Source organism: Paraclostridium bifermentans (genome assembly GCF_964259345.1).
Taxonomy (GTDB): domain Bacteria; phylum Bacillota; class Clostridia; order Peptostreptococcales; family Peptostreptococcaceae; genus Paraclostridium; species Paraclostridium bifermentans_B.
Window position 1 is genome coordinate 112,650 of sequence record NZ_CAXVJR010000005.1, and the last position, 26,642, is coordinate 139,291.

27 protein-coding genes are annotated in these 26,642 nt (G+C 29.9%); 2 read left to right on the top strand and 25 right to left on the bottom strand.

Annotation, left to right across the window (positions count from 1 at the left end; all coding sequences use genetic code 11):
* Positions 1-8: 8 nt before the first annotated feature.
* The 6 genes from ACEXNK_RS10990 to ACEXNK_RS11015 form a co-directional block, all read right to left on the bottom strand.
* Positions 9-1,064, bottom strand: coding sequence for a sensor histidine kinase (locus ACEXNK_RS10990; RefSeq protein ID WP_373598586.1), 1,056 nt, complete (start codon positions 1,062-1,064; stop codon positions 9-11).
* Complete coding sequence (locus ACEXNK_RS10995; protein ID WP_373598587.1) at positions 1,033-1,737, bottom strand: response regulator transcription factor; 705 nt, start codon at positions 1,735-1,737, stop codon at positions 1,033-1,035. Before ACEXNK_RS10995 ends, ACEXNK_RS10990 begins: the two co-directional genes overlap by 32 nt.
* A 233-nt stretch (positions 1,738-1,970) precedes the next feature.
* Positions 1,971-2,621 (bottom strand): HD domain-containing protein, encoded by a 651-nt coding sequence (locus tag ACEXNK_RS11000; protein WP_373598588.1) that lies wholly within the window; start codon positions 2,619-2,621, stop codon positions 1,971-1,973.
* A gap of 254 nt (positions 2,622-2,875) precedes the next feature.
* Positions 2,876-3,538 (bottom strand): CatB-related O-acetyltransferase, encoded by a 663-nt coding sequence (locus ACEXNK_RS11005; protein ID WP_373598589.1) that lies wholly within the window; start codon positions 3,536-3,538, stop codon positions 2,876-2,878.
* 117 nt (positions 3,539-3,655) lie between these two features.
* Positions 3,656-4,699, bottom strand: coding sequence for an ACR3 family arsenite efflux transporter (arsB, locus tag ACEXNK_RS11010; protein ID WP_445013608.1), 1,044 nt, complete (start codon positions 4,697-4,699; stop codon positions 3,656-3,658).
* Between the two features lie 142 nt (positions 4,700-4,841).
* A complete protein-coding gene (locus ACEXNK_RS11015) occupies positions 4,842-5,585 on the bottom strand; it encodes a metallophosphoesterase family protein (RefSeq protein ID WP_373598590.1) in 744 nt (247 codons plus the stop codon).
* A gap of 152 nt (positions 5,586-5,737) precedes the next feature.
* On the opposite strand from ACEXNK_RS11015, the gene ACEXNK_RS11020 reads away from it, so the two are divergent.
* Positions 5,738-6,031 carry a hypothetical protein gene (locus ACEXNK_RS11020; protein WP_373598591.1) on the top strand — a complete coding sequence of 98 codons (294 nt, stop codon included), beginning with the start codon at positions 5,738-5,740 and terminating at the stop codon, positions 6,029-6,031.
* 12 nt (positions 6,032-6,043) lie between these two features.
* Positions 6,044-6,736, top strand: coding sequence for a permease (locus ACEXNK_RS11025; RefSeq protein WP_373598863.1), 693 nt, complete (start codon positions 6,044-6,046; stop codon positions 6,734-6,736).
* Between the two features lie 135 nt (positions 6,737-6,871).
* Here ACEXNK_RS11025 and ACEXNK_RS11030 read toward each other — a convergent pair whose 3' ends face one another.
* From ACEXNK_RS11030 to ACEXNK_RS11120, 19 genes are all read right to left on the bottom strand, one after another.
* Positions 6,872-8,260, bottom strand: a complete 1,389-nt coding sequence (locus ACEXNK_RS11030) for an MATE family efflux transporter (RefSeq protein ID WP_373598592.1) — start codon at positions 8,258-8,260, stop codon at positions 6,872-6,874.
* 109 nt (positions 8,261-8,369) lie between these two features.
* Positions 8,370-9,284: a LysR family transcriptional regulator gene (locus tag ACEXNK_RS11035; RefSeq protein ID WP_373598593.1), complete on the bottom strand. Its 915-nt coding sequence runs from the start codon at positions 9,282-9,284 to the stop codon at positions 8,370-8,372.
* Positions 9,285-9,371: 87 nt separating this feature from the next.
* Positions 9,372-10,427 carry a hypothetical protein gene (locus ACEXNK_RS11040; protein WP_373598594.1) on the bottom strand — a complete coding sequence of 352 codons (1,056 nt, stop codon included), beginning with the start codon at positions 10,425-10,427 and terminating at the stop codon, positions 9,372-9,374.
* A 15-nt stretch (positions 10,428-10,442) separates the two neighbouring features.
* The gene (locus ACEXNK_RS11045) at positions 10,443-11,741 is read right to left on the bottom strand and encodes an ArsB/NhaD family transporter (RefSeq protein WP_373598595.1); all 1,299 of its coding nucleotides are present in this window, start codon (positions 11,739-11,741) and stop codon (positions 10,443-10,445) included.
* A gap of 89 nt (positions 11,742-11,830) precedes the next feature.
* A complete protein-coding gene (locus tag ACEXNK_RS11050) occupies positions 11,831-12,418 on the bottom strand; it encodes a hypothetical protein (RefSeq protein WP_373598596.1) in 588 nt (195 codons plus the stop codon).
* Positions 12,419-12,537: 119 nt separating this feature from the next.
* Complete coding sequence (gene yabG, locus ACEXNK_RS11055) at positions 12,538-13,401, bottom strand: sporulation peptidase YabG (RefSeq protein WP_373598597.1); 864 nt, start codon at positions 13,399-13,401, stop codon at positions 12,538-12,540.
* A gap of 145 nt (positions 13,402-13,546) precedes the next feature.
* The gene (locus ACEXNK_RS11060; RefSeq protein WP_373598598.1) at positions 13,547-13,795 is read right to left on the bottom strand and encodes a hypothetical protein; all 249 of its coding nucleotides are present in this window, start codon (positions 13,793-13,795) and stop codon (positions 13,547-13,549) included.
* A 144-nt stretch (positions 13,796-13,939) separates the two neighbouring features.
* Positions 13,940-16,561: a pyruvate, phosphate dikinase gene (ppdK, locus tag ACEXNK_RS11065; RefSeq protein WP_373598599.1), complete on the bottom strand. Its 2,622-nt coding sequence runs from the start codon at positions 16,559-16,561 to the stop codon at positions 13,940-13,942.
* Between the two features lie 244 nt (positions 16,562-16,805).
* On the bottom strand, positions 16,806-17,642 hold the full coding sequence (locus tag ACEXNK_RS11070) for a pyruvate, water dikinase regulatory protein (protein ID WP_373598600.1): 837 nt from the start codon (positions 17,640-17,642) through the stop codon (positions 16,806-16,808).
* Between the two features lie 10 nt (positions 17,643-17,652).
* Positions 17,653-18,294, bottom strand: a complete 642-nt coding sequence (locus tag ACEXNK_RS11075) for a helix-turn-helix transcriptional regulator (RefSeq protein ID WP_373598601.1) — start codon at positions 18,292-18,294, stop codon at positions 17,653-17,655.
* A 146-nt stretch (positions 18,295-18,440) separates the two neighbouring features.
* Positions 18,441-20,507, bottom strand: a complete 2,067-nt coding sequence (gene glyS, locus ACEXNK_RS11080; RefSeq protein WP_373598602.1) for a glycine--tRNA ligase subunit beta — start codon at positions 20,505-20,507, stop codon at positions 18,441-18,443.
* Entirely contained in the window at positions 20,507-21,385 is an 879-nt protein-coding gene (gene glyQ / locus ACEXNK_RS11085; RefSeq protein WP_373598603.1) for a glycine--tRNA ligase subunit alpha, read from the bottom strand. The genes glyS and glyQ overlap by 1 nt, the downstream gene beginning before the upstream one ends.
* Positions 21,386-21,521: 136 nt before the next feature.
* Positions 21,522-22,103: a DUF4342 domain-containing protein gene (locus ACEXNK_RS11090; RefSeq protein WP_373598604.1), complete on the bottom strand. Its 582-nt coding sequence runs from the start codon at positions 22,101-22,103 to the stop codon at positions 21,522-21,524.
* Entirely contained in the window at positions 22,096-22,869 is a 774-nt protein-coding gene (gene recO / locus ACEXNK_RS11095; protein ID WP_373598605.1) for a DNA repair protein RecO, read from the bottom strand. The genes ACEXNK_RS11090 and recO overlap by 8 nt, the downstream gene beginning before the upstream one ends.
* Positions 22,820-22,993, bottom strand: coding sequence for a YqzL family protein (locus ACEXNK_RS11100; RefSeq protein ID WP_373598606.1), 174 nt, complete (start codon positions 22,991-22,993; stop codon positions 22,820-22,822). The genes recO and ACEXNK_RS11100 overlap by 50 nt, the downstream gene beginning before the upstream one ends.
* Before the next feature lie 70 nt (positions 22,994-23,063).
* Complete coding sequence (gene mgtE, locus ACEXNK_RS11105) at positions 23,064-24,443, bottom strand: magnesium transporter (RefSeq protein ID WP_373598607.1); 1,380 nt, start codon at positions 24,441-24,443, stop codon at positions 23,064-23,066.
* A 15-nt stretch (positions 24,444-24,458) separates the two neighbouring features.
* Positions 24,459-25,349, bottom strand: coding sequence for a GTPase Era (gene era / locus ACEXNK_RS11110; protein WP_373598608.1), 891 nt, complete (start codon positions 25,347-25,349; stop codon positions 24,459-24,461).
* A 39-nt stretch (positions 25,350-25,388) separates the two neighbouring features.
* Positions 25,389-25,790, bottom strand: coding sequence for a cytidine deaminase (gene cdd / locus ACEXNK_RS11115; protein ID WP_373598609.1), 402 nt, complete (start codon positions 25,788-25,790; stop codon positions 25,389-25,391).
* Positions 25,791-25,925: 135 nt separating this feature from the next.
* On the bottom strand, positions 25,926-26,639 hold the full coding sequence (locus ACEXNK_RS11120; RefSeq protein WP_373598610.1) for a diacylglycerol kinase: 714 nt from the start codon (positions 26,637-26,639) through the stop codon (positions 25,926-25,928).
* Between the last annotated feature and the right edge of the window lie 3 nt (positions 26,640-26,642).

The window sequence follows — 26,642 nt, forward strand, 5'->3', positions numbered from 1 at the left end:
ATTCCCACCTACTCTTTATCCGTTTCTATATTTTTAAACTTAATTTCTACCTTAAACATATCCCCATCTATGACTATATTTACCTTACCTTTTTGAAGTTCTATCAAACTACAAGCTATAAAAAGACCCATTTGTTTTTTATCTCCATTACTTAAACTTTCTATGAAATCCTTAGTATCTATATTTAACTCTTCCTTAGATGTATTAATAAGCTTTATAATAACTTCATCATTTACTTGGTATAGTTTCACATGTACCCTACTATTTTCCTTTGAATATTTAACTATATTATCTAATAATATTTCAAATGCTCTCCACATCTTCTGTCCATCGCAATTTATATATAATTTTTCATCAACCATACTATTTTTTACTACTAAGTTATGTTCTTTAAACTTATCTTCATATTCCACAATAGCTTGCTTTAGTATATTTTTTATATCTAAACTCTCTATTTCTAAATCTATATCATTATTAACCGCCTTTGTTAGTTCAAATAATTCCTCTATATTATGTTTAAGCAAATTAGACTTTTCTTCTAAATTATTTATAGTTTCATAGTCTAAATTTATATCTAGTTCCTCTATGTTTTCTGTGATTTCATTTACAGGATCTTTTAAACTTTTCGCTACACTTAAAATAAGCTCATTAGTCATATTCTTATTACTTTTTTCTTTCATCTTACTATCGTATATATACTCAGAAACTTTATCTAAATGTTTCATTATATTTTCTCTATCTTTACCTAATATCTCACTTCTTCCAGCATATTCCTTATGTATATGTTCAAATATATCTAAAGTATCTTCTGATATTTGAGTAATTGAATGTATTTCCTGAAAAAGAGCTATATCTCTAATTTCATTTATAAAATTTTCTACCATAAGTACCATAGTTATTATAAATAAACTACTTGTAATAGCTAAAAACTTATCATAACCAAATAAAAATATACTTACACTTAATAACCCTGCTAATATATACACGCTATATTTTATCAACCTTACTCTTTTAAAAAGCTTTGTCAGCTTCTCATCTTTTAAATTTATCGAATTTATATCCAATTCCCCACACCACCTTTAAATATCTAGGTTCCTTAGGATTAATTTCAATCTTTTCTCTAATCCTCCTAACATGAACCATAACAGTATCAGTATTTACACAATAATCATTCCAAACTTTTTCATAAATCTCTTCTGCCGAAAAAACTCTACCCGCATTTTTCATAAGTAGCTCAAGAATTTTATACTCCATAGGTGTAACTTTCTTGATATTACCATCAACCTCTAACTCCTTACTCACAGTATCAAGCTTAACTCCGCCTATCAAAATAACCTCATCATTATCTTTATTCTTAAAATTGCCTAAATCCACATATCTTCTTAACTGTGACTTTACCCTTGCCACAAGCTCTAACGGATAAAAAGGCTTAGTAATATAATCATCAGCACCAACATTTAAACCTAATATCTTATCACTATACTCAGACTTAGCGCTAAGAATAATAATAGGAATATTCTTATCCTCTCTAATTCTCATAGTAGCCTCGATACCATCCAAATTAGGCATCATAACATCCATCAAAATCAAATGAACCTCTTCTCTTTCCACAATATCCAAAGCCTCATTCCCATCATAAGCCTTAAAAACACTAATCCCCTCATGTCTCAAATACCTCTCAACAGCATCAGGAATCTCCCTCTCATCATCAACCACTAAAACACTATACTCACTCATAAACCCCTCCATAAATAGTTAACTATAAACACATATTATCACACAAATCTTACAATAAACTTTGCACAATTCTTAAATTTTTCTTAACAAATTCTTTATACTTTCCCCACAAAACGGTTATAACTAAACTTGCCAAGCGAAAGGGGAATATATAAGCTGTAGCGACATTTACACGCAGCCTCATCGCGTATATGGAGCAAAGCTTATATATTCCCCTTTCGCGCCCAACTTAGTTATCCCTTAAACTCCCACTCGTAGTAGAATTCTTTTAGGTAATCTTCCATAAACTTATGTCTTCTCTTTGCTATAACCTTAGCAGTATCAGTATTCATCAAATCCTTTAACTTAAGCAGCTTCTCATAAAAATGATTAACCGTATGATTATTATCACACTTAACCTCATCTAAACTCTTAAAATCCATAGGCCTAACATCAGGATCATACATAACCCTATTTTCACTTCCCCCATAAGCAAAAGTCCTAGCTATCCCAATAGCTCCAATAGCATCTAACCTATCTGCATCCTGAACAACCATCCCCTCTATAGTACCTTGACTAGAATCAACAACTCCACCTTTATAAGACATAGTCTTTATTATACTTATAATCTTATCCATATCTTCACTAGATACATCAATAGACATTAAAAACTCCTCAGTAACAGTAGTTTCAGTTTCATTACCATCTGAAAACTTCCAATCATCTATATCATGAAGAAGAGCTGTCATTTCAACTACAAAACTATCAGCACCCTCCATTTCACCTATATACTTAGCCATATTATAAACTCGCTCTACATGAAACCAATCATGTCCACTACCTTCTCCAAACAACTTGTCCTTAACAAAAGTTTTAGTATTATCTATCATAATTTCTTCACGCATAATATAAACCTCCCTGCTTATCCTCTATATTAATTTTATAAAATTCATACCCTACTAAATATCTTTATTATAAATTCTAACATATAAAAAGACTCTTGATACATCAAGAGTCTTTCTATTTTCCTTCTTCCCTAAAATAGCTAACAGGGTGGAGTAGTGATATATAAGTTGCAGCGACATTTACTCGCAGCTTCACCGCGTGTATGGAGCAAAACTTATATATCACCACTACGCCCCTAGCTATCCTTCTCTACTTATTTCTTTATATGAGTTTTATAAAAAGTATATAATCCCTTAACATCTTCACTACATATATACTTAAGACCTTCATTTATATCACTTACTTCACAATCCCACCATTTAATTTCTAAAAGCATACTAATCTCTTCTTCGCTAAATCTCTTTTTAATTTCCTTTGCAGGATTTCCACCCACTATACTATATGGCTTAACATCCTTGGTAACTACCGCTCTACTAGCAATAACAGCACCATCACCTATCTTTACCCCTGGCATAATCATAGCCTCAGTTCCAATCCAAACATCATTACCTATAATTGTATCTCCCTTTCTTTCAAACCCATCCTTAGCATTAGAAAATACACTCGCATCAAAAGGATAAGCAGATATCCACTTATGATTATGACCTTGATTTCCAGCTAGCATAAAACTTGCTCCTGATGCTATAGAACAAAACTTTCCTATATACAACCTATCACACTCAAAATCTTCTCCAAATATATCCTTATAATTTCTAGTACTACCATCACCCAAAAGATATCTCACACATATATCTTCAAACTTTTCCTTATGATAATACCCTGAATAATAAGTAAACTCACCCACCTCTATATTTGGATTTTCTATATCATCTTTTAATTGTATTCCATTTAACCAACTTTTAAATTCCTTCTTCATTTTAGCTCCTTTAAAATCAATTATTTTATTAATATTAGCATATAAAAAGACTCTTGATATATCAAGAGTCTCTTTCTATTCTCCTTCTTCCCTCAAATAGCTAACAGGAACTTAACTTTACTCAAACCATGATTTAGTTTTATTTGCTATAGATACTAATGCCAACATTACTGGAACTTCCACTAAAACTCCAACAACTGTAGCAAGTGCCGCTCCAGAATTCAATCCAAATAAAGCAATCGCTACTGCAACAGCTAATTCAAAGAAATTACTAGCCCCTATCATAGCCCCAGGTGCAGCTATATTGTGAGGTAACTTCCAAGCCTTAGCCCATAAATAAGCTAAGAAGAATATAAAGAAAGTTTGTACTGTAAGTGGTATAGCTATTAATAATATATGTACTGGATTATCTATTATCTTTTGTCCTTGGAAAGCAAATAATATTATTAAAGTTAATAATAACCCCACAACTGTTATCCCATCAAACTTTTTCAAAAACTCATTTTCAAAATAATCTAAGCCTTTTTTCTCTATTATTAATTTTCTTGAAAAATATCCTGCTACAAAAGGTATTATGACAAATAATACCACTGATAATAAAAGCGTATCCATCGGTACTGCTACATCAGTTACTCCTAATAAAAGTGTAACTATCGGAACAAACCCAACTAATAATATAAGGTCATTAACAGCTACTTGAACTAGTGTATATGCTGGATCTCCATCTGTTAAATAACTCCAAACAAATACCATAGCTGTACATGGTGCCGCTCCTAAAAGTACAGCTCCTGCTAAATATTCTTTGGCTAAATCTTGAGGTATATAACTTTTAAACACTATTATTAAAAAGAAATATGATATCAGATACATAGTAAATGGTTTTATCAACCAATTTGTCCCACATGTAACCATTAGCCCTTTCTTTTGCTTTGTAGCATTTTTTATTGCTGTAAAATCTATCTTTAACATCATTGGATAAATCATCAACCATATTAAAATTGCTACTGGTATAGATACCTCTGCATATTTAAATTTATCTAATGTAGTAGGTATTTCTGGTAAATAAACACCAATTAAAACTCCTATTATTATACAAAGTGTTACCCAAACTGTTAAATACTTTTCAAACATGCCTAGGCCTTTGTTTTTTTCATTCTTCACTTTTGTCTCTCCTTTCTTATCCTTAAATCTAGATAACAGGGTGGAGTGGTGATATATAAGTTGCAGCGACATTTACAAGCAGCTTCACCGCTTGTATGGAGCAAAACTTATATATCACCACTTCGCCCCTAGCTTTGCTCCTCTACTTAGCACTACCTTGTCTTATAAGTCTTGCAAAATCATTTGGAAGTATTTCATTAGCTTCTATTTCTTTTGCTGTTTTCTCAAAATCATAACCTACTTCAACTATCTCAACTTCAACATTTGATTCTTCATTAGTTAAAGGGTTAGGACTTTTTATATCTATAATAACGTAATTTGCATTAGGATTATTAGTCTTAGGCTTTCCTACACTACCTGCATTTACAAGTAACTTTTTACCATAATACTTATAATAAGGTATATGAGTATGTCCACAAACTAAAATATCCTCACTTAACTCATCCATTACTTCATTTGCTTCTTTAGAATCTTCTTTTAAATACTCATTTATAAGTCTTGTACTACCATGAACAAATCTTATAGTTTTACCACTAAATTTAAAAGTAGCTTCTCCTGGTAAATTTCTTAGATACTCTTTATTTTCTTTACTTGTAACTTCTCCTGTAAACTGCATTGATAACCCAGCTTTCTCTGCATCTTTTGGATCTTTATAATCACATCCGCATACTATCTTTAAATTACCTATAGCATCATCATAGTTACCCATTATAGTAAGTATTTTATTATCCTTTATAGTCTCTATAACCTCATTAGGTCTTGTTCCATAACCTACTAAATCTCCAGTACATACTACTAAATCTATATCTTTTTCTTTAATATTTTCCAAAACTGCTTCTAGTGCATATATATTACTATGTATATCTGATATAACTGCTATTCTCATAATTCATCTCCTCATTTTTAATTATATTATTAGTATTAATCAAGTAAAATTGATATATTCATATTAACATTTTTCAAAAAACTATACAATATCAAAATTATTTGATATATAATATAAGTATCAAATAATTTTGATACACAGGAGGTATGTTTATGTTTGATTTTTTTACCCAACAAATTTTGGGTATGAAGTGGCTATCTGATTTAGTTACATTATTCGTTGAAAATGTACTTAACTTAGATGTTGCTTCTAAAGTTGGTGGTAGTATCCAATTTTTCATATACGACACTACTAAAATATTTATACTATTATCAGTATTAATATTTGGTATATCATATATACAAAGTTACTTCCCACCTAACAAAACTAAAAAAATGTTAACTAGCTTTAAAGGTATTTGGGGGAACACAATATCTGCCCTTTTAGGAACTGTAACACCTTTCTGATCATGCTCTAGTATTCCTATATTTATAGGATTTACAAATGCAGGTCTGCATTTAGGGATTACTTTTTCATTCTTAATATCATCACCACTAGTTGATGTTGCATCAATACTTTTACTTAGTTCTTTCTTTGGATTTAAAGTATCTATAGCTTATGTAATACTTGGACTTATATTAGCAATTCTTGGTGGTACTTTAATTAGCAAATTGAACATGGAAGATCAAATTGTTGACTTAGACTCTGAAGTTAAAGAACTTTATGGTGAATCTGAAAACTTTGATCAAAAACAAAGATTAAACTATGCTAAAGACGACACTATAGCTATAGTAAAAAATGTTTATAAATATGTATTAATAGGAGTTGGAATAGGAGCACTTATCCATAACTGGATACCTCAAGAAATAATACTATCTATACTTGGAAATGACAATCCATTTGCAGTTATACTAGCTGCCGTAGTTGGTATTCCAATGTATGCTGACATATTTGGTACAATACCAATAGCTGAAGCATTATTTATGACAGGAGTTCCAATAGGAACAATACTTACATTCATGATGAGTGTAACAGCACTATCGCTTCCATCTATGATAATGTTAAGTAAAGTTCTAAAGCCTAAACTTTTATTCACATTCATAACAATAGTAACAGTAGGTATAATATTTATAGGATATGCATTCAACTATTTTGCATATCTACTAGTATAAAAAAAGGCTGACTAAACGTAATTAGCGAAAGGGTCATATATAAGTTGTAGCGACATTTACACGCAGCTTCATCGCGTGTATGGAGCAAAACTTATATATGACCCTTTCGCGTCCAAACGTTAGTCAGTCTTTTTATTAAGCCTTTACGGTATTATTATTTTCATAAACACTACCTTGTGCCATTGCTTGTAACTCTTTATTAGTCTTATTTGCATAAAATGCAGTTAAAACTATAGTAAATAAATCTGCTACAGCTTGAGTTAATAACACTCCATCCATTCCTATTAACTTAGGAAGTATTATTATAGCTGGCAAGAAGAATATTCCTTGTCTAGCAGTCCCTATTATTAAAGCTTCCTTAGGCATACCTAATGATTGATATAACACTGCATATAACTGAGTGAATCCTAAGAATGGATATAATAATAAAGTATATCTTAAAGTCTTAGCTCCTATATCTATAACAGCTGGGTCATTACTAAATAACTCTATAGCATATGGTGCAAACACCATTAAAAATAAAGTTGCTAATGTTGCAAATATAGTTGTTCTCTTTATAGATATCTTTATAGCTTCTCTTAATTTTTCATAATTTCCTGCTCCATAGTTATAACTAGCTATTGGTTGGAAACCTTGGTTATATCCTATAACTACAAACATAACTAATGCTGATAACTTAAGAGATATACCAAATGATGCTATTAATTCATCTCCATAAGGTTTTGAAGCAACATTTAATAATCCCATAGATATACTTATTAAAGCTTGTGTTAAGAAAGTTGCAGTACCTACTGAAACTATTTCATTGTATATCTTCTTTGAAAATCTAAACTTCTTAATTTCTAACTTTAAATAACTCTTTTTAGTTAAATAATAAGATAATAATAAAACAACAGATATCAATTGACTAAACACTGTAGCAACAGATGCTCCTACAACACCCATATCAAGATTAAACATTAATATAGGGTCTAAAACTATATTTATTATAGCCCCTAAAGCTACTGCTGTAGCACTAAGTTTAGTGTTTCCTTCTGATCTTATTATATTAGCAAGTGTTGGCATCATTATAGGTAAACTAGCTCCTATTGCTATTGGTTTTGCATACTCAATAGCATATGGCATTACATTTTCTGTAGCTCCTAGCATTCTTAGCATTGGCTCTAAAAATACTAAAGTTAAAATAGTAAATATAACTCCTATACCTATCGATGCGATTATAGCAGTTGATGCTACTTCATCTGCACTATCTTTATCCTTTGCCCCTAGAAGTCTAGCTATATATGATGATGCTCCAACTCCTATTAATTGTCCTACTGCATTTATTAATATAAATAATGGGAATACTACTGATACTGCTGCCATTGCTAGAGTATCATTTAACATTCCTATGAAAGCTGTATCTACTATATTGTATATGGCACTTATTAAACTAGCAATAATTCCTGGTATAGCAAATTTCCATATTACTTTTCCTATATTATCATCTTCCATTATCTTGGCTTTATCTATATTAGTACTCATTTTATCACACTCCTTATTTGATAACTTCATACTAATATTTTATCAATTCTGGCTATAAATCGTTAATATATATATCTTATTACTGGTTATAACTGTAGCTTATAACAAACTATCTATTATTCATATTTTCTAAAAATACATCTAAAAACAATTTTGCTTCTTCTGATAGCTCTTCCCTCTTTCTTTTTATCCAACCTATTGTAAAGTAAACATTTTCACTCTCAAATGGTATAGCTTTTATACCTCTTATTCTTTCAATTTTATTAAATCCAGAACCCATAGCATATGCATTTGTTTGTAAAATAAACTGAACTATTGTCTCCTTATCATTTAAATATATAGCACGGTCTTTATTCGCTAGCCCTATTGAGTCTAGTTCTATACTATATGTAAGTGCATTTATAGGTTCTTCTACTAAATGTACACATATATGATCATTTAAGTCTTCTGATGTTATCATTTCCTTATTATATAGAGGACTACTTTCTCCTACATAAATATATACCTTGTCCTTTAATATAGGATTAAATTGTAGGTTTTTAGTTTCTAACATACTACTCCAAACGCGTTCTTGAATATTAGAAACTGCTAAAATTCCTATTTCAGATTTCATGCTAGCTACATCTTCTATTATTTTTTCTTTATGAGTTTCTTTTATCGCTATCTTTACTTTCTTTGCATCTATTTTTTTATAAAGTTCACTTGCTACAATTCCTAAGTCAAATAGTTTTCCACTCGAAATCTCTAATGTAAATGTTTTTTCATTAGACAGATTTGAATATACATGTTTTATATTATCAACTTGACTTATTATGTACTTTGCATAAATTAAAAAATCTTTTCCTTCTTTTGTTAACTTTACACCTCTATTTGTTCTTTCAAATATTTTTATATTAAACTCTTCTTCTAAACTCATTATTGAATTACTTAAGTTTGGCTGTGATATAAATAAGTTTTGAGAAGCTTTATTTATTGATCCTGTTTCTGCTACTTCTATTAAGTATCTTAATTGATTCAGTTGCACAAATTCACCTCCGCTTTATCTTTATATTTTATCACAAAATTCCTACAAATAAACAAGAGCTACTTTTGCTAAGTAGCTCTTGTCTATTTATTTAACTATTATACTTATAGTTATTACATAGCCTTCCATTAAGCTTTCTATATAGCTTCCCATCGGTAAATCTTCCCTATCAACTATCGTTCCATCTTCTAATACATATTTAGTATTTATACACTCTACAGTCGCAGATTCTACTTCATACGTGCTATCTTCTCTTGCACCAATTACATCTAAATGTATTAAACAAGGTGTTATCACTGTAGTACTTCTAACAACGCCGTCTAAACATATAACTTCTCTTTTAAAATCTTCACATCTTGGATGTTTATTTGGCTTACATTTTTCATCATTTTCTTTCTTTTCTGGTTTAGGAGGTATTCGTTTTGCTGTATAGTAAGTTATATTTTCTGTAACCATAGCTAACACACTAGCTCTGTCATCTAATATCTCTATATTTTCTATATATATGTCTCTATCTATTTTATCTACTTTTATAACTACATCTTTTTCTGGCTTATCTATATTTACTTTTTTACTTCTATATACTTGACCTCTTCCATATACTATATTTTCATCATTTATATTGTTTAAAGCGTCTACTCTTCTTTTATCTCTTTGTTTCTCTGGGCTATATTCTATAAATGGGTTAACTTTAGATGTGTTTTCTTTTTTGACTTCTTTCTTTTTATCTTTTTTCTTTTCTTCTTTTTTAGACTCTTCTTTCTTTTCTTCTACTTCCTCTTCTTTTCTAGGTTCTTCTTTCTTTTCTTCTGCTTCCTCTTCTTTTTTAGGTTCTTCTTTCTTTTCTTCTGCTTTCTCTTCTTTTTTAGGTTCTTCTTTCTTTTCTTCTGCTTTCTCTTCTTTTTTAGATTCTTCTTTCTTTTCTTCTACTTCCTCTTCTTTTCTAGGTTCTTCCATTTCCATTCCAAGTCTTTCTAATTCTTTTCTTTCTTTAGGTCCAATATGTCTTTTATTTATAAGCCTATCTCTAACCTCTCTATCTACTGCTATTTCATTATTTACAGCCGACATTTCTAATTTCTCCTCTTTAAAATCATTTTGATTATCTTTTCTTCTTACTATAACCTGAAAGTTTTTACTCATAATTAACCCCCTCTTTTACATTATTTTTGTAAATATAACTAGGTATATTCCACTTAAACTTAGAATTATTAAGGAAAAAGGTATAGAGAATAACAAATACGATTTTAAATCATAAATTTTTTCTATGCTTTTTCTATCTTCATCATCTAGTGATACTTCTTTTAAAAACTTATTGGTTTGACTTAATAGTATTGGCCCTCCCGTTGCCGACCATGGTAACATGCTACTTCCTGCTAATATTCCTAATGCCAATGCAGCATATATCAAATTAAATGGAACTGCATAACTTAGGTTTGCACATATTGGAAGCAGTGTTGCTGCTGCTGGTCCTGCAGAAAGAAATGTCGCTATTATAAATGCTAAAAGCAGTATAGCTAATACAATCAATATACTGTCCTTATTAGTTAAGCTCATAACACTGTCTGCTATATTAGCTAATACTCCACTATATTCTAATACTCCACCTATTAAAAATAGTGCAATTATAAAAGCTATAGAATCCATTATAGGTAAATTATTTAGAGTATCCATAGGATTATTCTTATCTATAAGCAATGCTATACCTCCAAATAATAATGATATATATGCTATTGATATATTTATAAATGGACCTATGCTCACACTAATTATATATATTACAAATATAATTAATGGTATTTTTACTTCTTTCCAATCAACATTTGGTTTTTCTCTAAAAGGCAAGAATCTTTTTCTAGGCGTAAAATATCTATACCAAATATAGGTATATGCAGATAATAATATTACATAAATTAAACAAGGTAAAAATAATTTATTTAAAAAATCTATCAACGTAAAATCACTATATAATGTTAATACTACTGCTGGTGTATCCGCCCAAGGAAGAGGTGCTCCTCCTATATTAGATCCTATTACTACACTTACTAAAATAGGTACTATCGGCAACCTATATTCAATTGCCAAATACAAAGTCATATAAGTAAATAGTAATACAACAGTTAAATTATTCATAAATAGCGATGTTACATACATTAAAATTGGAATAGTTAAAACTATCATAGATTTATTACCTTTAGATAAAGTTATAAATCTATACCCTATATAGTCAATAATACCTAACTTTTTAAAAATTTCAGTAAATAGTGATAGTACTATTATTAAAATAACTATTTCACCTGGGAATTCTAAAAAAGCTTCAGCTGAATCAAATATACCAGTAATACTCCCTAGCATTAAAAGTAATCCTGATCCAATAAAAGATATTGATGTCCTGTGCTTAGTAAAAAAAATCATACCTATATAGGTTATCACTGATATTAGAATTACATAAAACACTAGGATTCCTCCTGATTTCATATTTTAAACTAAATAGGTGTGTAACTTATGCCTATAAATAATTATTACACACCTTATTTCAAGCTTAATTAGTTATTTTTAGTTACAGTAACATCTATATTAATTACATCATGTACCAGTATACCTACTATTAATTCATCTTCTACAACTTCATCATCTTTATATAAAGATTTTATAGTTTTACTTTCAACATTGACCTTATCTTCTTCTCTAGCTCCTTCAACATAAACTAGTACTTCAAAAGGTATCCATATAGTTGTGTGTCTTACAACACCATCAACTGCTATTAAATCAAGCGGTGGTACTAAAGATTCACATTGAACACCTTTTTTAGGCTTTTTACTCTCTTCTTTCTTTTCTTCTTTATTAGATTCGTCATTTTCTTCTTTCTTTTCTTCTTTATTAGATTCTTTTCCCATTAATTTTAGCAATTGATCTTTATTAGTTGTATTGTAAGTTATACTCTTATTAAGATAACCTTTTACTAAAACATAGTCTCCATTTTGAACAACTTCAGAATTTTCAACTATTATTTCATACTTTCTATCTGTAATTTTAACAATTGCATCTTTTTCTGGCGGAGCAAATATTATTTTTTTCTTTATAAGGTCCCCACCACTACCTTTGAATCTTGTTGTCATTGTATTTTCCGTCATTATTAAAATACCTCCTATTAAGTTGCATCTACCTAGAAACCTTATGTGTCCTATGGTTTCTACTTATATTTTATTCTCCATTATTAATTTTGTTACTAATTTTGTATATATATGACATTTTAAAATACAGGCTTTACTTCCCTACATTTTCCTCTTGTTTCTACTCCTCCAATACCTCCTATCCCTGAAAAAGTCCCATTTATAATTTCATCAATATATAAAACTTCTCTTATAGATGCTTTCGCTATGTTAGAGGCAACAATAACAGGATCAGTTACATGTAATAAAATTCTATTTGGTGAACTAGCAAAATTTGCTCCTGCATTCATAATAGCTTCATAGTGAGATTTACATCCTCCTGCAAAAATTACTAAATCGTCATAACTAGGATTGTATTCTCTAGCTATTTTCACACACTCAACATAGTATTTAGAATTAGTATAATCCTCTATATCCATTGAATAATCGCCACTTTTTCTTAAGCTATCATGACCTGTAATAACTAATATATCTGGTCTATACAGCTTTAATAGTTCTTTTAATTTTTCAGGCTGCTCATATTCTTTTATAGTTAATCCTTCAACTGGAACTCCTAATTTTTGATATTGTTTTAAGCTTTCTTTTAAGTATGATTTATCTCCATCTATATGCAAAATTTTCCCTATAATTTTATTAGTATTTTTATTGCCTTCTTGTTCAATATTTTGTTTTATATTATTTTCTTTGCTGTAACTATCTAGACTATATTGTTTTTCGTACCAACTTTTAAAAAAGTTAACTTTGTCTCCTCTTGCATTTATGTCTATTAAATCATTAAATTCAAGGTTTCTTGTGTTTACAATTTCTAAATCATTTAAATTTGCATCTGCTATTAACCTATAGTAAATTCCACTTAGTATTGCTTTATTGTTTTCTATATGATTTATAACAAACCAAGTATCAAAATTGTATGATTTTCTAGCTACTATATCACCTATATTCATATACAATTCTCCTTTAAGATGTTTACATCTTATATACAATATATGGTTAAATATAAAAATTAGTTACTTTATTCTTCATTTTTTTACATACTTCGTTCTAATCATATGTATTTTCCCAAAATAAAAAGAGCATTTAATGCTCTTTTTATTCTTCATCGTAAAATGTATTATTAAATCTCATCTTGGCTATTTTAAGCATTTCACCTAAGTTATACCCCTTTAACTTGCATCCACACTTAGGGCAATACTCTAACTTTTTAGATACTAATGCTCTACAGCTTGGTTCTGGGCATCTTACTTTTTCTGTTACTCTCCCAACATCAAGCCCACATCTTGGGCAAATAGTCCCTGGTCTATTAGATACTTCTTTTCCACATCTTGGACACTTAATCATAAATATCCCCCCATATAATATATAAACTTCAGTACTATATAATATGGAAAAACCTTGCTTTGTGATATATATTCATACAAAATTTTAAAGCTATCTTAAAGTAGCTTATAATACCTACTTCAAGATAGCTTTTTTTAATACATACTATTTATTGTTTTTTATTGATGCTTGTGCTGCTGCAAGTCTAGCAATTGGCACTCTGTATGGTGAACAAGATACATAGTTTAATCCTGTTTTATAGCAGAATTCTATAGATGCTGGCTCTCCACCATGCTCTCCACATATTCCTAGCTTAAGTTCTGGTTTAACTCCTCTTCCTAGCTTAGCTGCCATTTGAACTAATTTACCAACTCCATTTTGATCTAATACTTGGAATGGATCTTTTTCTAATATTTCACTGTTTACATACTCTCCTAAGAACTTACCTGCATCATCTCTTGAATATCCAAAAGTCATTTGAGTTAAGTCGTTAGTACCGAAGCTGAAGAAGTCTGCTTCTTCTGCTATTTCATCAGCAGTTAAACAAGCTCTCGGAACTTCTATCATAGTACCTACAGTGTAGTCTACTTTTGTATTTGATTTTTCTAATTCTTCTTCTACAACAGCTATAACATTTTCTTTTATAGTCTTTAATTCCTTAACTTCCCCTACTAAAGGTATCATTATTTCAGGATTTACTTCAACTCCACTTTCTTTAGCTTCTATAGCTCCTTGAATTATAGCCTTAGCTTGCATCATAGCTATTTCTGGGTAAGTTACAGCAAGTCTACAACCTCTATGTCCTAGCATTGGGTTTACTTCTTGTAAATCTACTATTCTCTTTCTTATTTCTTTTTCATCAAGTCCCATATTATCAGCTAAAGCTTTTATAGCTTCATCTTCATGAGGTAAGAATTCATGTAGTGGTGGATCTAATAATCTTATATTAGTATGTCTTCCATCCATAACCTTGAATATTTCTCTAAAGTCTTCTCTTTGCATTGGTAATAATTTTTCAAGAGCTACTAATCTTTGATCTAATGTTTTAGATAGTATCATTTCTCTAACTGCTGGTATTCTATCTTCATCAAAGAACATGTGCTCAGTTCTACAAAGTCCTATACCTTCAGCTCCAAATTTTATAGCAACAGCTGCATCTCTTGGAGTATCTGCATTAGTTCTAACTTGTAAAGTCTTGTACTTATCTACCCAGTTCATAAGAGTTTCAAAGTTTCCTGTAAGTTCAACTTCAGTTTTATCTACTTTTCCTAAGTAAACACATCCTGTTGAACCATCTAAAGATATATAATCTCCTTCTTTTATAACTAATCCATCTGCAGTTATTTCCTTGTAACGTTCATCAACTTTTATATCTGAGCATCCTGCAACACAACATTTACCCATTCCTCTAGCAACAACTGCTGCATGAGATGTCATACCACCTCTAGCTGTAAGTATACCTTGTGCTACAACCATACCTTCTATATCTTCAGGTGATGTTTCTAATCTAACAAGTATAGCTTCTTGGTTATCTTTAGCAGCTTTAACTACATCTTCTGCATTGAAGTATACTCTACCACAACTAGCTCCTGGTGAAGCTGGTAATCCTTTAGCTATACATCTAGCTTCTTTTAAAGACTCTTCTTTAAAGTTTGGATGAAGTAATTGGTCTAATTGATTAGGCTCAACTCTCATTATTGCTTCTTTTTCATCTATTATACCTTCTTCAACTAAATCAACTGCAATGTTTATAGCAGCTTTAGCTGTTCTTTTTCCATTTCTAGTTTGAAGTATATATAATTTTTCATTTTCTATTGTAAACTCTATATCTTGCATATCTTTATAGTGATTTTCAAGTATATGAGTTATCTTTACAAATTCATCATATATAACTGGCATAGCTACTTTTAAAGTTTCTATATCTTGAGGAGTTCTTATACCTGCAACAACGTCTTCTCCTTGTGCATTTATTAAGTATTCTCCAAATAATTTATTTTCTCCAGTAGATGGGTTTCTAGTAAAGGCAACTCCTGTACCACTAGTTTCTCCCATGTTACCAAATACCATTGATTGTATATTAACTGCTGTTCCTAAGTTGTGTGGTATATCATTTAATTTACGGTATATATTAGCTCTTGGGTTATTCCAAGATTTAAATACTGCTTTTATAGCTAACATTAATTGCTCTTTAGGATCTTCTGGGAATTTTTGCTTTAATTCTTTTTTGTATATCTTTTTATATTCCTCAACTACAGTTTTTAAATCTTCACTTGTAAGATCTGTATCGAATTTATATCCTTTTTCTTCTTTTATTTTATCTAGTACATTTTCAAACTTGTACTTTGGCACTTCCATAGCAACATCAGAAAACATTTGTATAAATCTTCTGTAACTGTCGTATGCAAATCTTTCATTTTGAGTATTTTTAGCAATTGCCTGAACTGATGTATCATTTAAACCTAGGTTTAATATAGTATCCATCATACCTGGCATTGAGAAAACTGCTCCAGAACGAACTGATAATAATAATGGATTTTCGTTGCATCCTAATTTTTTACCTAAAGCTTTTTCTAATTCAGCTAGTTTTTCTTCTATTTGATTTACTACTTCTTCTCTTATATCTTCATTGTTTTGATAATAGTCATTACATGCCTCTGTCGTTATTGTGAATCCTGGAGGCACTGGTAAGCCTATCTTAGTCATCTCGGCTAAGTTAGCACCCTTACCACCTAAAAGACTTCTCATTTCCTTTGAACCCTCACCAAAACTATAAACAAACTTACTCATGAAAAACTCCTCCTAAATATGATTTTTAGTGCATAATTACAAGGTATTTTGTACATTGTATTCATGCCTACTTATTATTGTTAGTTCATAATATATTAATCATTGTTTTATTTTAGTAAAACGTTGTCCTCATTATTGATTTATCACTTTAAAATCTTATATTATACGAGTTGTATCGTGTATAAATAAGATTTATACTACACACCGAAAATAATTTTAGTTATTTTCGATGTGCACTAAAATCTTATTTATCACTTTCTTTAACTACCTTTAGACCATTTTCTTTCATTATATCCATTATTATTCCTGCTGTTTCTTCTATTGCTTTGTTAGAAACATCTATAACTGGACATCCTACTTTTTTCATTATCTTATCTGAATAATCTAATTCTTGAAGTATTCTATCAAACTTAGCATAGTTTGCATTGCTTGATAATCCTAAAGACTTTAATCTTTCTTGTCTTATTTGGTTTAATTTCTCTGGTGTATTAGTAAGACCTATGATTTTCTTTTGATTTATTTCAAATACTTCTTTAGGTATAGGTATTTCTGGTACTAAAGGTACATTTGCTACTTTTATATTTTTATTTGCAAGGTACATACTAAGCGGTGTTTTAGAAGTTCTTGATATTCCTAATAAAACTACATCAGCTTGTAATATTCCTCTTTGGTCTTTTCCGTCATCATACTTAACAGCAAATTCTATAGCTTCAACTCTTTTAAAATAGCTTTCATCTAATTTTCTTATAATTCCAGGCTCTCTTTTTGGCTTAATACCTATTTTACTAGATATTTGTCTTAATATTGGAGTCATTAAATCTACACAGCTTAAATTTTCTTCTGTACAGAATTGTTCTGTAAATTCTAAAAGTTCTTTTTCTACTAAAGTATATATAACTATTGCATTTTCTTCTTTAGCACTTTCTAATATTTCTTTTAGGAAGTCAACTTCTATAACATATGGAAATCTTCTTATTTCATAGTCATCTTTTAATTTAAATTGTGATATTGCAGCTTTAGTAACTTGTTGAGCTGTCTCCCCTACTGAGTCTGATATTACATATATGACTAAATTCTCCATGTATTCCTCCTTAATTATCTGCTATTTCTAAAAATAACTTTGTTATATTAGTTTTAGAAATTCTACCCACAACTTTATTTATTATTTCGTTATCCCTTTTTACTTCTTCTACAACAGGTATAGAGTCTACTTCATGTTCTATTATTCTTTTGGCCGCTAGTACAACAGTATCATTAGGTGTTACTGTTACAACGTTAGGTGTTCTTGTCATTATCATACCTACTGGTATTTTATTTATATCTCCTCCACCTATAGTTGCTTTTAATAAGTCTTTTCTTGATACTATTCCACATAGCTCTTCTTTGTTATCTATTATAAATATACTACCTACATCTGATAAGAATATATTAACTATAGTATCGTATACGTTAGTGTCTTGTCTTACCATTATAGGCATACTCATTATGTCCGCTACAGTTTTATTCTTTATTTTGTCTCCTAATAAATTAACTTTATCTATGCCTGAATAAAAGTACCCAACTTTAGGTCTAGCATCTAATACTCCTGTCATAGTCAGTATAGCTAAATCAGATCTTAAAGTAGCTCTAGTTACATTAAGTTTAGCTGCTATACTTTCACTTGTTATAGGTTCACTTTCTTTGACTATATCAATAATCTTTAGTTGTCTATTATTAAGTTGAATAATAATCACACTCCTCTTATTGTGATATACTATTTATTCGTTTTTTCTTTATATAGTATATTATATATTTTTTATAGTATAATGTAAACACGAAAAATAAATTTTTCCTAAAGACTTAAATAACCGAGGAGAAATTCCTCGGTTGTTTAAATAGATTACTTATATACTATCTTTGATAGGTCACAAATATTTAACATTGTATCATATATTTGTTTTAATATAGCTAATCTATTATTCTTTATAGATTCGTCTTTATCCATTACCATAACAGAATCAAACATATTGTCTATTGCAGGTCTTAAAGATGCAAATGCATCTAATGCTCTAGTATATTCTTTATCTGCTAGTAAGTATTCAACATTAGAACGTGTTTCTTGGAATTGTTGGTATAAGTTAAATTCAGCTTCTTCTTTCATTAAGCCTATGCTAACTTTATCACTTTCAGCTTTCTCAGCTAAAGTTGCAACTCTGTTAAATGCAGTTAACATTTCAACTAACTCACCTTTATCTATCCATGAGTTTAGAGCAACAGCTCTTGCATGCATATCTGCTATATCATCTATATTAGAGCTTAATATAGCATCTATAACATCATATCTTATACCTAAATCTCTAAATAAGTTCTTTATTCTATCCTTGAAGAATTCCATTATTTGATTTGTAACTTCATTTTTATCAAACTCTATAAATGAGTAGTTATCAAGAGTTAACTCTACAAGTTCTCTTAAACTTATATCTAAATTATTATCCATTAATATATTTATTATTCCTAATGCTTGACGTCTAAGTGCATATGGATCTTGAGAACCTGTTGGTTGTATACCTATTGCAAAGAACCCTGCTATAGAGTCTAGCTTGTCTGCTATAGATAAAACAATACCTGCTTTAGTTTGAGGAAGTATATCTCCTGCAAATCTTGGTAAGTAGTGTTCAAATATAGCTTCTGCTACATTTTCATTTTCTCCACTTACTTTTGCGTATTCTCTTCCCATTACACCTTGAAGTTCTGTAAATTCAAATACCATTCCTGTAACTAAGTCAGCTTTACATAACTTAGCTGCACGAAGCGTATCTTCTTTTATAGCTTCTTCATTTAATTTATCTAATATGTTGTTAGCTAATTTTTCTATTCTTAAAGATTTATCATATACTGTGCCAAGTTTAGCTTGGAACACAACAGTTTTTAATTTTTCTATGTAACTTTCTAAAGACTTCTTAGTATCTTCTTTGTAGAAGAATAATGCGTCTGCAAGTCTAGCTTCTAGAACTTTTTCATTACCTTTTTTAACATTTTCTATCATATGGCTGTCACCATTTCTAACAGCTATGAAGTTTGGAAGTAACTTACCATCTTTTAATACTGGGAAGTATCTTTGATGTTGTTTCATAGGAGTTATAACAACTTCTTTTGGAAGTTTAGCATAGTCCGCATCAAACTCTCCATAGAAAGCTGTTGGGTATTCTACTAAGTGAGTTACCTCTTCTAATAACTCTTCATCAAATTCTATTTCTCCACCTAAAGATTTAGCAACATCTTCACATTGGTTCTTTATAAGTTCTTTTCTTTCATCTTGGTTTAATATTACAAAGTTTTCTTTTAACTTAGTTAAGTATTCATCTAAAGTATTTACTTCAAATTCACTTTGTCCTAAGAATCTATGTCCTTTTGTAGTATTAGATGATACTATACCTTCTAATTCTATGTTAAGTAGTGAATCATTTAATATACAAACCATCCATCTTATAGGTCTTATAAATCTCATGTTCTTTCCACCCCAACGCATAGCTTTAGGGAATGTCATAGATTTTATAACCTCTGGAAGTATAGTTTGTAAAACTTCACTTGTTAATTTACCTTCTTGCTTTATTTTACCAAAAGCGTACTCTTCTTTACCAGCTTCTTTAAAGTATAAATCTTCTTCTTTTATACCTTTACTTTTCATAAATCCTAAAAGTGGCTTAGTAAAGTTTCCATCAGCATCAACAGCTATTCTCTTAGCAGGTCCTTTTAATTCTTCTTCTAAGTCTGCTTGCTTTTCACATATATTGTTTGCTATAACTGTTAATCTTCTTGGTGTAGAGTATACATTAACTTCATCAAAAGTTATTCTATTTTCATTAAATGCTTTAACTACATTAGTTTTTAATTGTTCCATTGCTGAGTTTACATATCTTGCTGGTAATTCCTCAACACCTATTTCAAATAAAAGGTAATTTTTCATTACTTGTCACCTTCCTTTAAAAGTGGATATCCCATTTCTTTTCTTAATTCTACATAAGCTTTAGCTACTGTTCTAGCCATGTTTCTAACTCTACTTATAAATGAAGCTCTTTGACTTACACCTATAGCTCCTCTAGCATCTAAAGTATTAAATGTATGAGAACATTTTAACACGTAATCATATGCTGGAGTTATAAGTCCTTTGTCCATAAGTTTTAATGCTTCTTTTTCATATACATCAAATAAATTGAATAACATATCTGCATCACACTCTTCAAATGCGTATACAGAGTTTTCATATTCAGCTCTATTGAATACTTCACCATATGTTATTTCATCGTTCCATTTTAAATCATATACACTCTCAACTTCTTGAATGTACATTGCAAGTCTTTCAAGACCATATGTAATTTCTCCTGTTTCAAGCTCACACTCGATACCACCAACTTGTTGGAAGTAAGTAAACTGAGTTATTTCCATACCGTCTAACCAAACTTCCCATCCAAGTCCCCAGGCACCAACTGCTGTTGCTTCCCAGTTATCTTCAACAAATCTTATATCATGTGCTTTTGTATCTATTCCTATAGCTTCTAAGCTTCCTAAGTATAATTCTTGTATATTGTCTGGAGATGGCTTTAATATGACCTGGAATTGGTGATGTTGATATAATCTATTAGGATTCTCACCATATCTACCATCTGCAGGTCTTCTAGATGGTTCTACATAACATACTTTCCAAGGCTCTGGTCCTAAAGATCTAAGGAATGTATTAGGGTTCATTGTTCCTGCACCCTTTTCTACATCGTAAGGTTGCATCATTATACATCCTTGCTTAGCCCAGTAACCTTGTAATGTTAGTATCATATTTTGAAAATTCATACGAATACCTCCTATATTAAAAACAAAGCCTTTCGTCTACACGAAAGGCCATTAAATGGTTATTTTCTAACTTTTAGAATATCAAACTAATCAAAATTTGTCAATACACTTGACTACAGTATTGTCAATACTTTGATTAGTATTTGATTACATCATCATTTTCTTCTTCTTGTATTAATTCATCAGTTATATCTTTTTCATCTTTTTTATTATCTTTAACTACATCAGTAACATCCTTTGCAGTGTTTGTTAACATATTTTTTATTATATTTAATTTTTCTTCAGTTAATTCACCTAAATCTACAACTGTTTTATCTTCTTCATTTTCAACTTTTATATTAAACTTACCTATTACAGCTGCTGAAAGACCTACTAATGTAACTAATGGTCCTAGTGCTACACCAACAACACCTACTGTTAGTGGTATATTCATTATTATTTTATCGTCTTTTTCAACTACTATTCTTATTACATTGCTTCTTTTTAGCATTTCTTTTAGTTGAGTTTTTATTTCTTCAGTGTCTTTTCCTAATGCATTTTCTACTTTAGCTTTAGCCTTAGTTTTAACTTTTGTAGCTTTTTTATTTTGCTCTAAATATATTATTGCATCTAATATATCTCCATCAGTAACTAGTAAAGCTTCTTTTGCCTCTTTGTAAGTAGCATTTGGAACTCTTTCTAATATTTGATCTATTTTTTCTAATGTTATATCAGTCATTATTATCAGCTCCCTTGTTATATTCTGTTCCCTGTAATAAGTGTAATGACTTTAGGTTTGCATTGTCAATGTAAACTTGAATATATACTTTTAATATTTTTGTTAGCTCATTTACTATATATTTAGAAACTTTTGCTTTGCTACATGTTAAGATATCATTTCTAAATATATAATCCATAAGTTTTATTGTTGTTGCATCAATTTTAAAATTATATACATGATTTACTTTACACTTTTCACATAGTATACCACCTTCATCAACATTAAATACACTGTTTTTAAGATTAATGGTATTGCAATTTACACATTTATTGACTATAGGTTTAAACCCTATATAGTCTAAAAATTTAAGTTCAAATGCTCTAGTTATATATTCTTTATCATTATCTTTTTGAGTATATAGATAAAGTGTTTGAGCTAATAGTACAAATAATCTATTATTAGTTTGATTTTCATATATAGATCCTTCTACTAAGCTCGTTATGTATGTAGCATATGAAAAGGCATCTATATCATATGCTATGTTGTAGAAACTTTTAATAGTCTCGCTTTGACTTATTCTATACATATTACCTTGTTTTTTTAAGGTGTAGTTAGAATAGGAGAAAACTTGGGATGAAGATAGTAAAGAACTTTTATTTCGCTTAGCTCCTTTTGCTATAGCTGATACCTTCCCAAGCTTTCTTGTGAATATAGTTAATATTAAATCATTTTCTTTATATCTCGCTGATCGTAGTACTATCCCCTGGGTGTTCAAAATTATCATGGTCCAATTCTATCTCCCTGTTTATAGTTTCATCTCTTTCATTTATGTTTGTGCTATTCATCAAGTATAGATACGCTTCTATACTTCCTGTTTTTTTAAAAACTTCCCAACACAAATTGTTCATTTTTAAAAACCCCCTTCTTACGCTTATACTATATTTTTAGTAAGAAAGGGGGAAAAAATGCATGAAGTTCTTAGACAATTTTTGACAATATAATTGTTGTAGTAATAAAATATATGCTCATCCCAATTATATCAAGGGCTGTAGCTATTAACGGAGCCGACACCGTTGATGGATCGACCTCTAATTTTTTAAATAACATAGGTACAAAAGACCCTATCATAGCTCCAATTATCATATTTATAAATAATGATAAAGAAACTATTAAAACTATATTTATATCCTTGACAAAAACATATGTAGCTATACCTATAATTAAGCTGCAAATTATTCCTGTAAACACTCCTACTAAACCTTCTAATAAAACATTTTTAAAGTTTAAATGTTTATTAGATAAAGCCATTACAGTAAGTGCTGATGCTTGCGTTCCTATATTTCCTCCCATACCTGTAACTACAGGTATAAAGTATATTAATGGGAAGTATTTAGAATCTATCACATACTCAAATCTAGATAGTATTAAAGTAGCTATAAATCCTCCTATTAAAGTAACTACAAGCCAAGGTATTCTTGCTTTTACAGAAGATATAACTTGATCCTTTGGATCTACATTGCTTTGTTCTATTATATCTCTTTCCTGTTCAGAAGTCCCTGCAAATTTATACATATCTTCACTGGCTTCTTCTTCAATTACATCTATAACGTCATCTACCGTTATAATCCCTTTTAAGGTTTGATCTCTACCTATAACTGGTATTGCTATTAAATCATATTTAGAAACTAATTTAACAGCTTTTTCTCTGTCTTCATCAACAAATACAGATATTATATTTTCACTCATTAAGTCTTCTATTATACTGTCATCTCTAGCAGTTATAAGTTCTCTTAAAGATAATACACCTACTAGCTTTTCATCATTATCTACTACGTATATATAATATATAGTCTCTGCATCTACAGCATGTTCTCTCATGTATGCTATAGCTTCTTTAGCAGTCATATCTTTATTTATAGATATGTAGTCAGTTGTCATTATACCTCCAGCTGACTCTTCCTCATATATTAACAGTTCTTTAACGTCTTGAGCATCTTCTTGATTTAAAAGATTTATTATTTCTTCTCTTTCAAATTCCTCTAAATCCGCTAATATATCAGCCATGTCATCTAGTGACATTAACTCTAGTATATTAATTTTATGCTCTGTACTTACTTTAGAAAGTATATGTTTAAAAAACTCTGAATCTGCATCATCAAGTATTGATGCAGCTGTATCTATAGGTAATATTTCAAATAATTTTACCTGATTGTCTTCATCTAATCGCTCTAATATATCAAAAATATCTCTATCGTGATATTCTTCAATTAACTCTCTTAGCTCTAAAATTTTATTATTTTCAATTAAACTTTCTACTTGACTTAATAAATATTTGGAATGCTCTTCTTTATTATCCATAAAACCCACCTTTTACTATTTATCTGTATAGCCAAAGTTGTTTATAAAGCTTTGTAGATTTCTCCAGTTCTCCTTTACTTTAACCCATATTTGAAGGTTAATTTGAGAACCTAATAATAACTCTATTTCTTCTCTGGCTGATTTTCCTATACCTTTTAATTTTCTACCATTCTTACCTATTATTATACCTTTGTGTGAATCTCTTTCACAGTATATAACAGCAGATACATCTATTATATCTTTATCTTCTCTTTTTCTCATTCTTTCTATTTCAACAGCTACTCCATGAGGTATTTCATCATGAACATAGTGAAGTACTTTTTCTCTTATAAGTTCTGATATTAATACTCTTTCCGGTTGGTCTGTTATCATGTACTCTGGGAAGTACTGAGGTCCTTCTTCTAAGTATCTTTCTACTACCTTTAGTAATCTGTCTGTATTTTTTCCTTTTAATGCTGATATTGGAACTATTTCAGAAAATACATTCTCTGCATCATACATTTGTATTAAATTGAATAATTCTTCTTCACTTAACATATCTATTTTATTTAATACTAATATCTTAGGAGTTTTTATAGCTCTTAAGCTTTCTATTATCATTCTGTCTCCAGGTCCTATTTTTTTAGACTCGTCAACAACGTATAAAACTACATCAACGTTTTTGAATGCATCTGTTGCTGACTTAACCATAAACTCTCCTAATTTATTTTTAGGTTTGTGAATACCTGGTGTATCTAAGAATACCATTTGACATTCTTTATCTGTGTAAACTGCTTGTATAGTGTTTCTTGTAGTCTGAGGCTTATCACTCATTATAGCTATTTTTTCTCCTACAACACTATTCATAAGAGTAGATTTCCCAACATTTGGTCTACCTACTATACTAACAAATCCTGATTTAAACATATTAATTCCTCTTTTCAATTTGTCTTTTGTCTTTATTATTTATTTAAAGTCACTACCTGAGAAATAGTGTGGAACTAATTCTCCTATAGTATGCTCCTGTATATCTCCTTTTGAGTATCCAGTTATTATTCTTATTTGTGGCCCAAATTCTATTATCACTTGTCTACATATAGCACAAGGATATGTTGGTTCATTTTTTTCTGAATTAGTACTAGCTACTGCTATAGCTTCTATATCTCTATGTCCTTCAGATATAGCTTTAAAAATCGCAGTTCTCTCTGCACAATTTGTACCTCCATATGATGCACATTCTACATTACATCCTGTAAAAACCTCTCCACTTTTAGTTAAAAGTGCAGCTCCTACTTTAAAGTTTGAATATGGTGAATAAGAGTGCTCTCTTGCTTTTTCTGCTATTTCTAATAATTCTTTATTGTTCATCTATTTTAACCTCCATTAAAGGCCACTTGTACCTTAATATTTTTAAGTAGTACATTACATTATACCAAAATAAAATTAAAGAAAAAAGTATATTTCTATTTACTTTCAAAAAAAGTGGGATAAATCTCCCACTTTTTAATATTGAGCTATTTGTAAAACTAACATAGCTACTAGTATACCAAGTAACCCTCCTGCTACAGTTTCCCAAAAAGTATGTATCTTTCCTTCTATTCTACTTTGAGCAACTAACCCAGCCATAATATATGCAATAGTAGATGCTACAACTCTTTCCGTCATAAAGGTTACTAGTGTAGCAAGTGCAAAAGCAAGTGCTGAATGTCCGCTTGGCATACCTCCTTGAAGTGGAGTTCCAGTCGCTGTTAGTGATTTAACCACTACAACAGCTATTAAAACTAATACTATACATATTAGTGTAACATGAATAGGAGATTTTCTTATAGCAAAGAATACGGGCTCTCCTATTGATTCTATCTTAGAATAAAATAATAAATATCCTACTACACAGGCATTTAAACTTGCGATTAAAACGCCCCCTGCTGCAACATCTTTTGCTATTTTTGCTAGTGGATGATAAGTATCGGTTATCATATCTACGCTTTTTTCTATAGCTGTGTTAAACATTTCAGATATTACAACTAAACTTATCGTAAAAAGCAATAGTATCATCTCTATTTTTGTAAGTTCAAAGAATAAACTGGCTACAAGCACTACTGCAGCTACAAAGTAATGTATTTTCATATTTCTTTCATGTTTAAAAGTATATAATATACCTGCAATAGCTGCATTAAACGCTTTAATTATTCCTTGTTTACGGCTCTTTTTACCCATAAA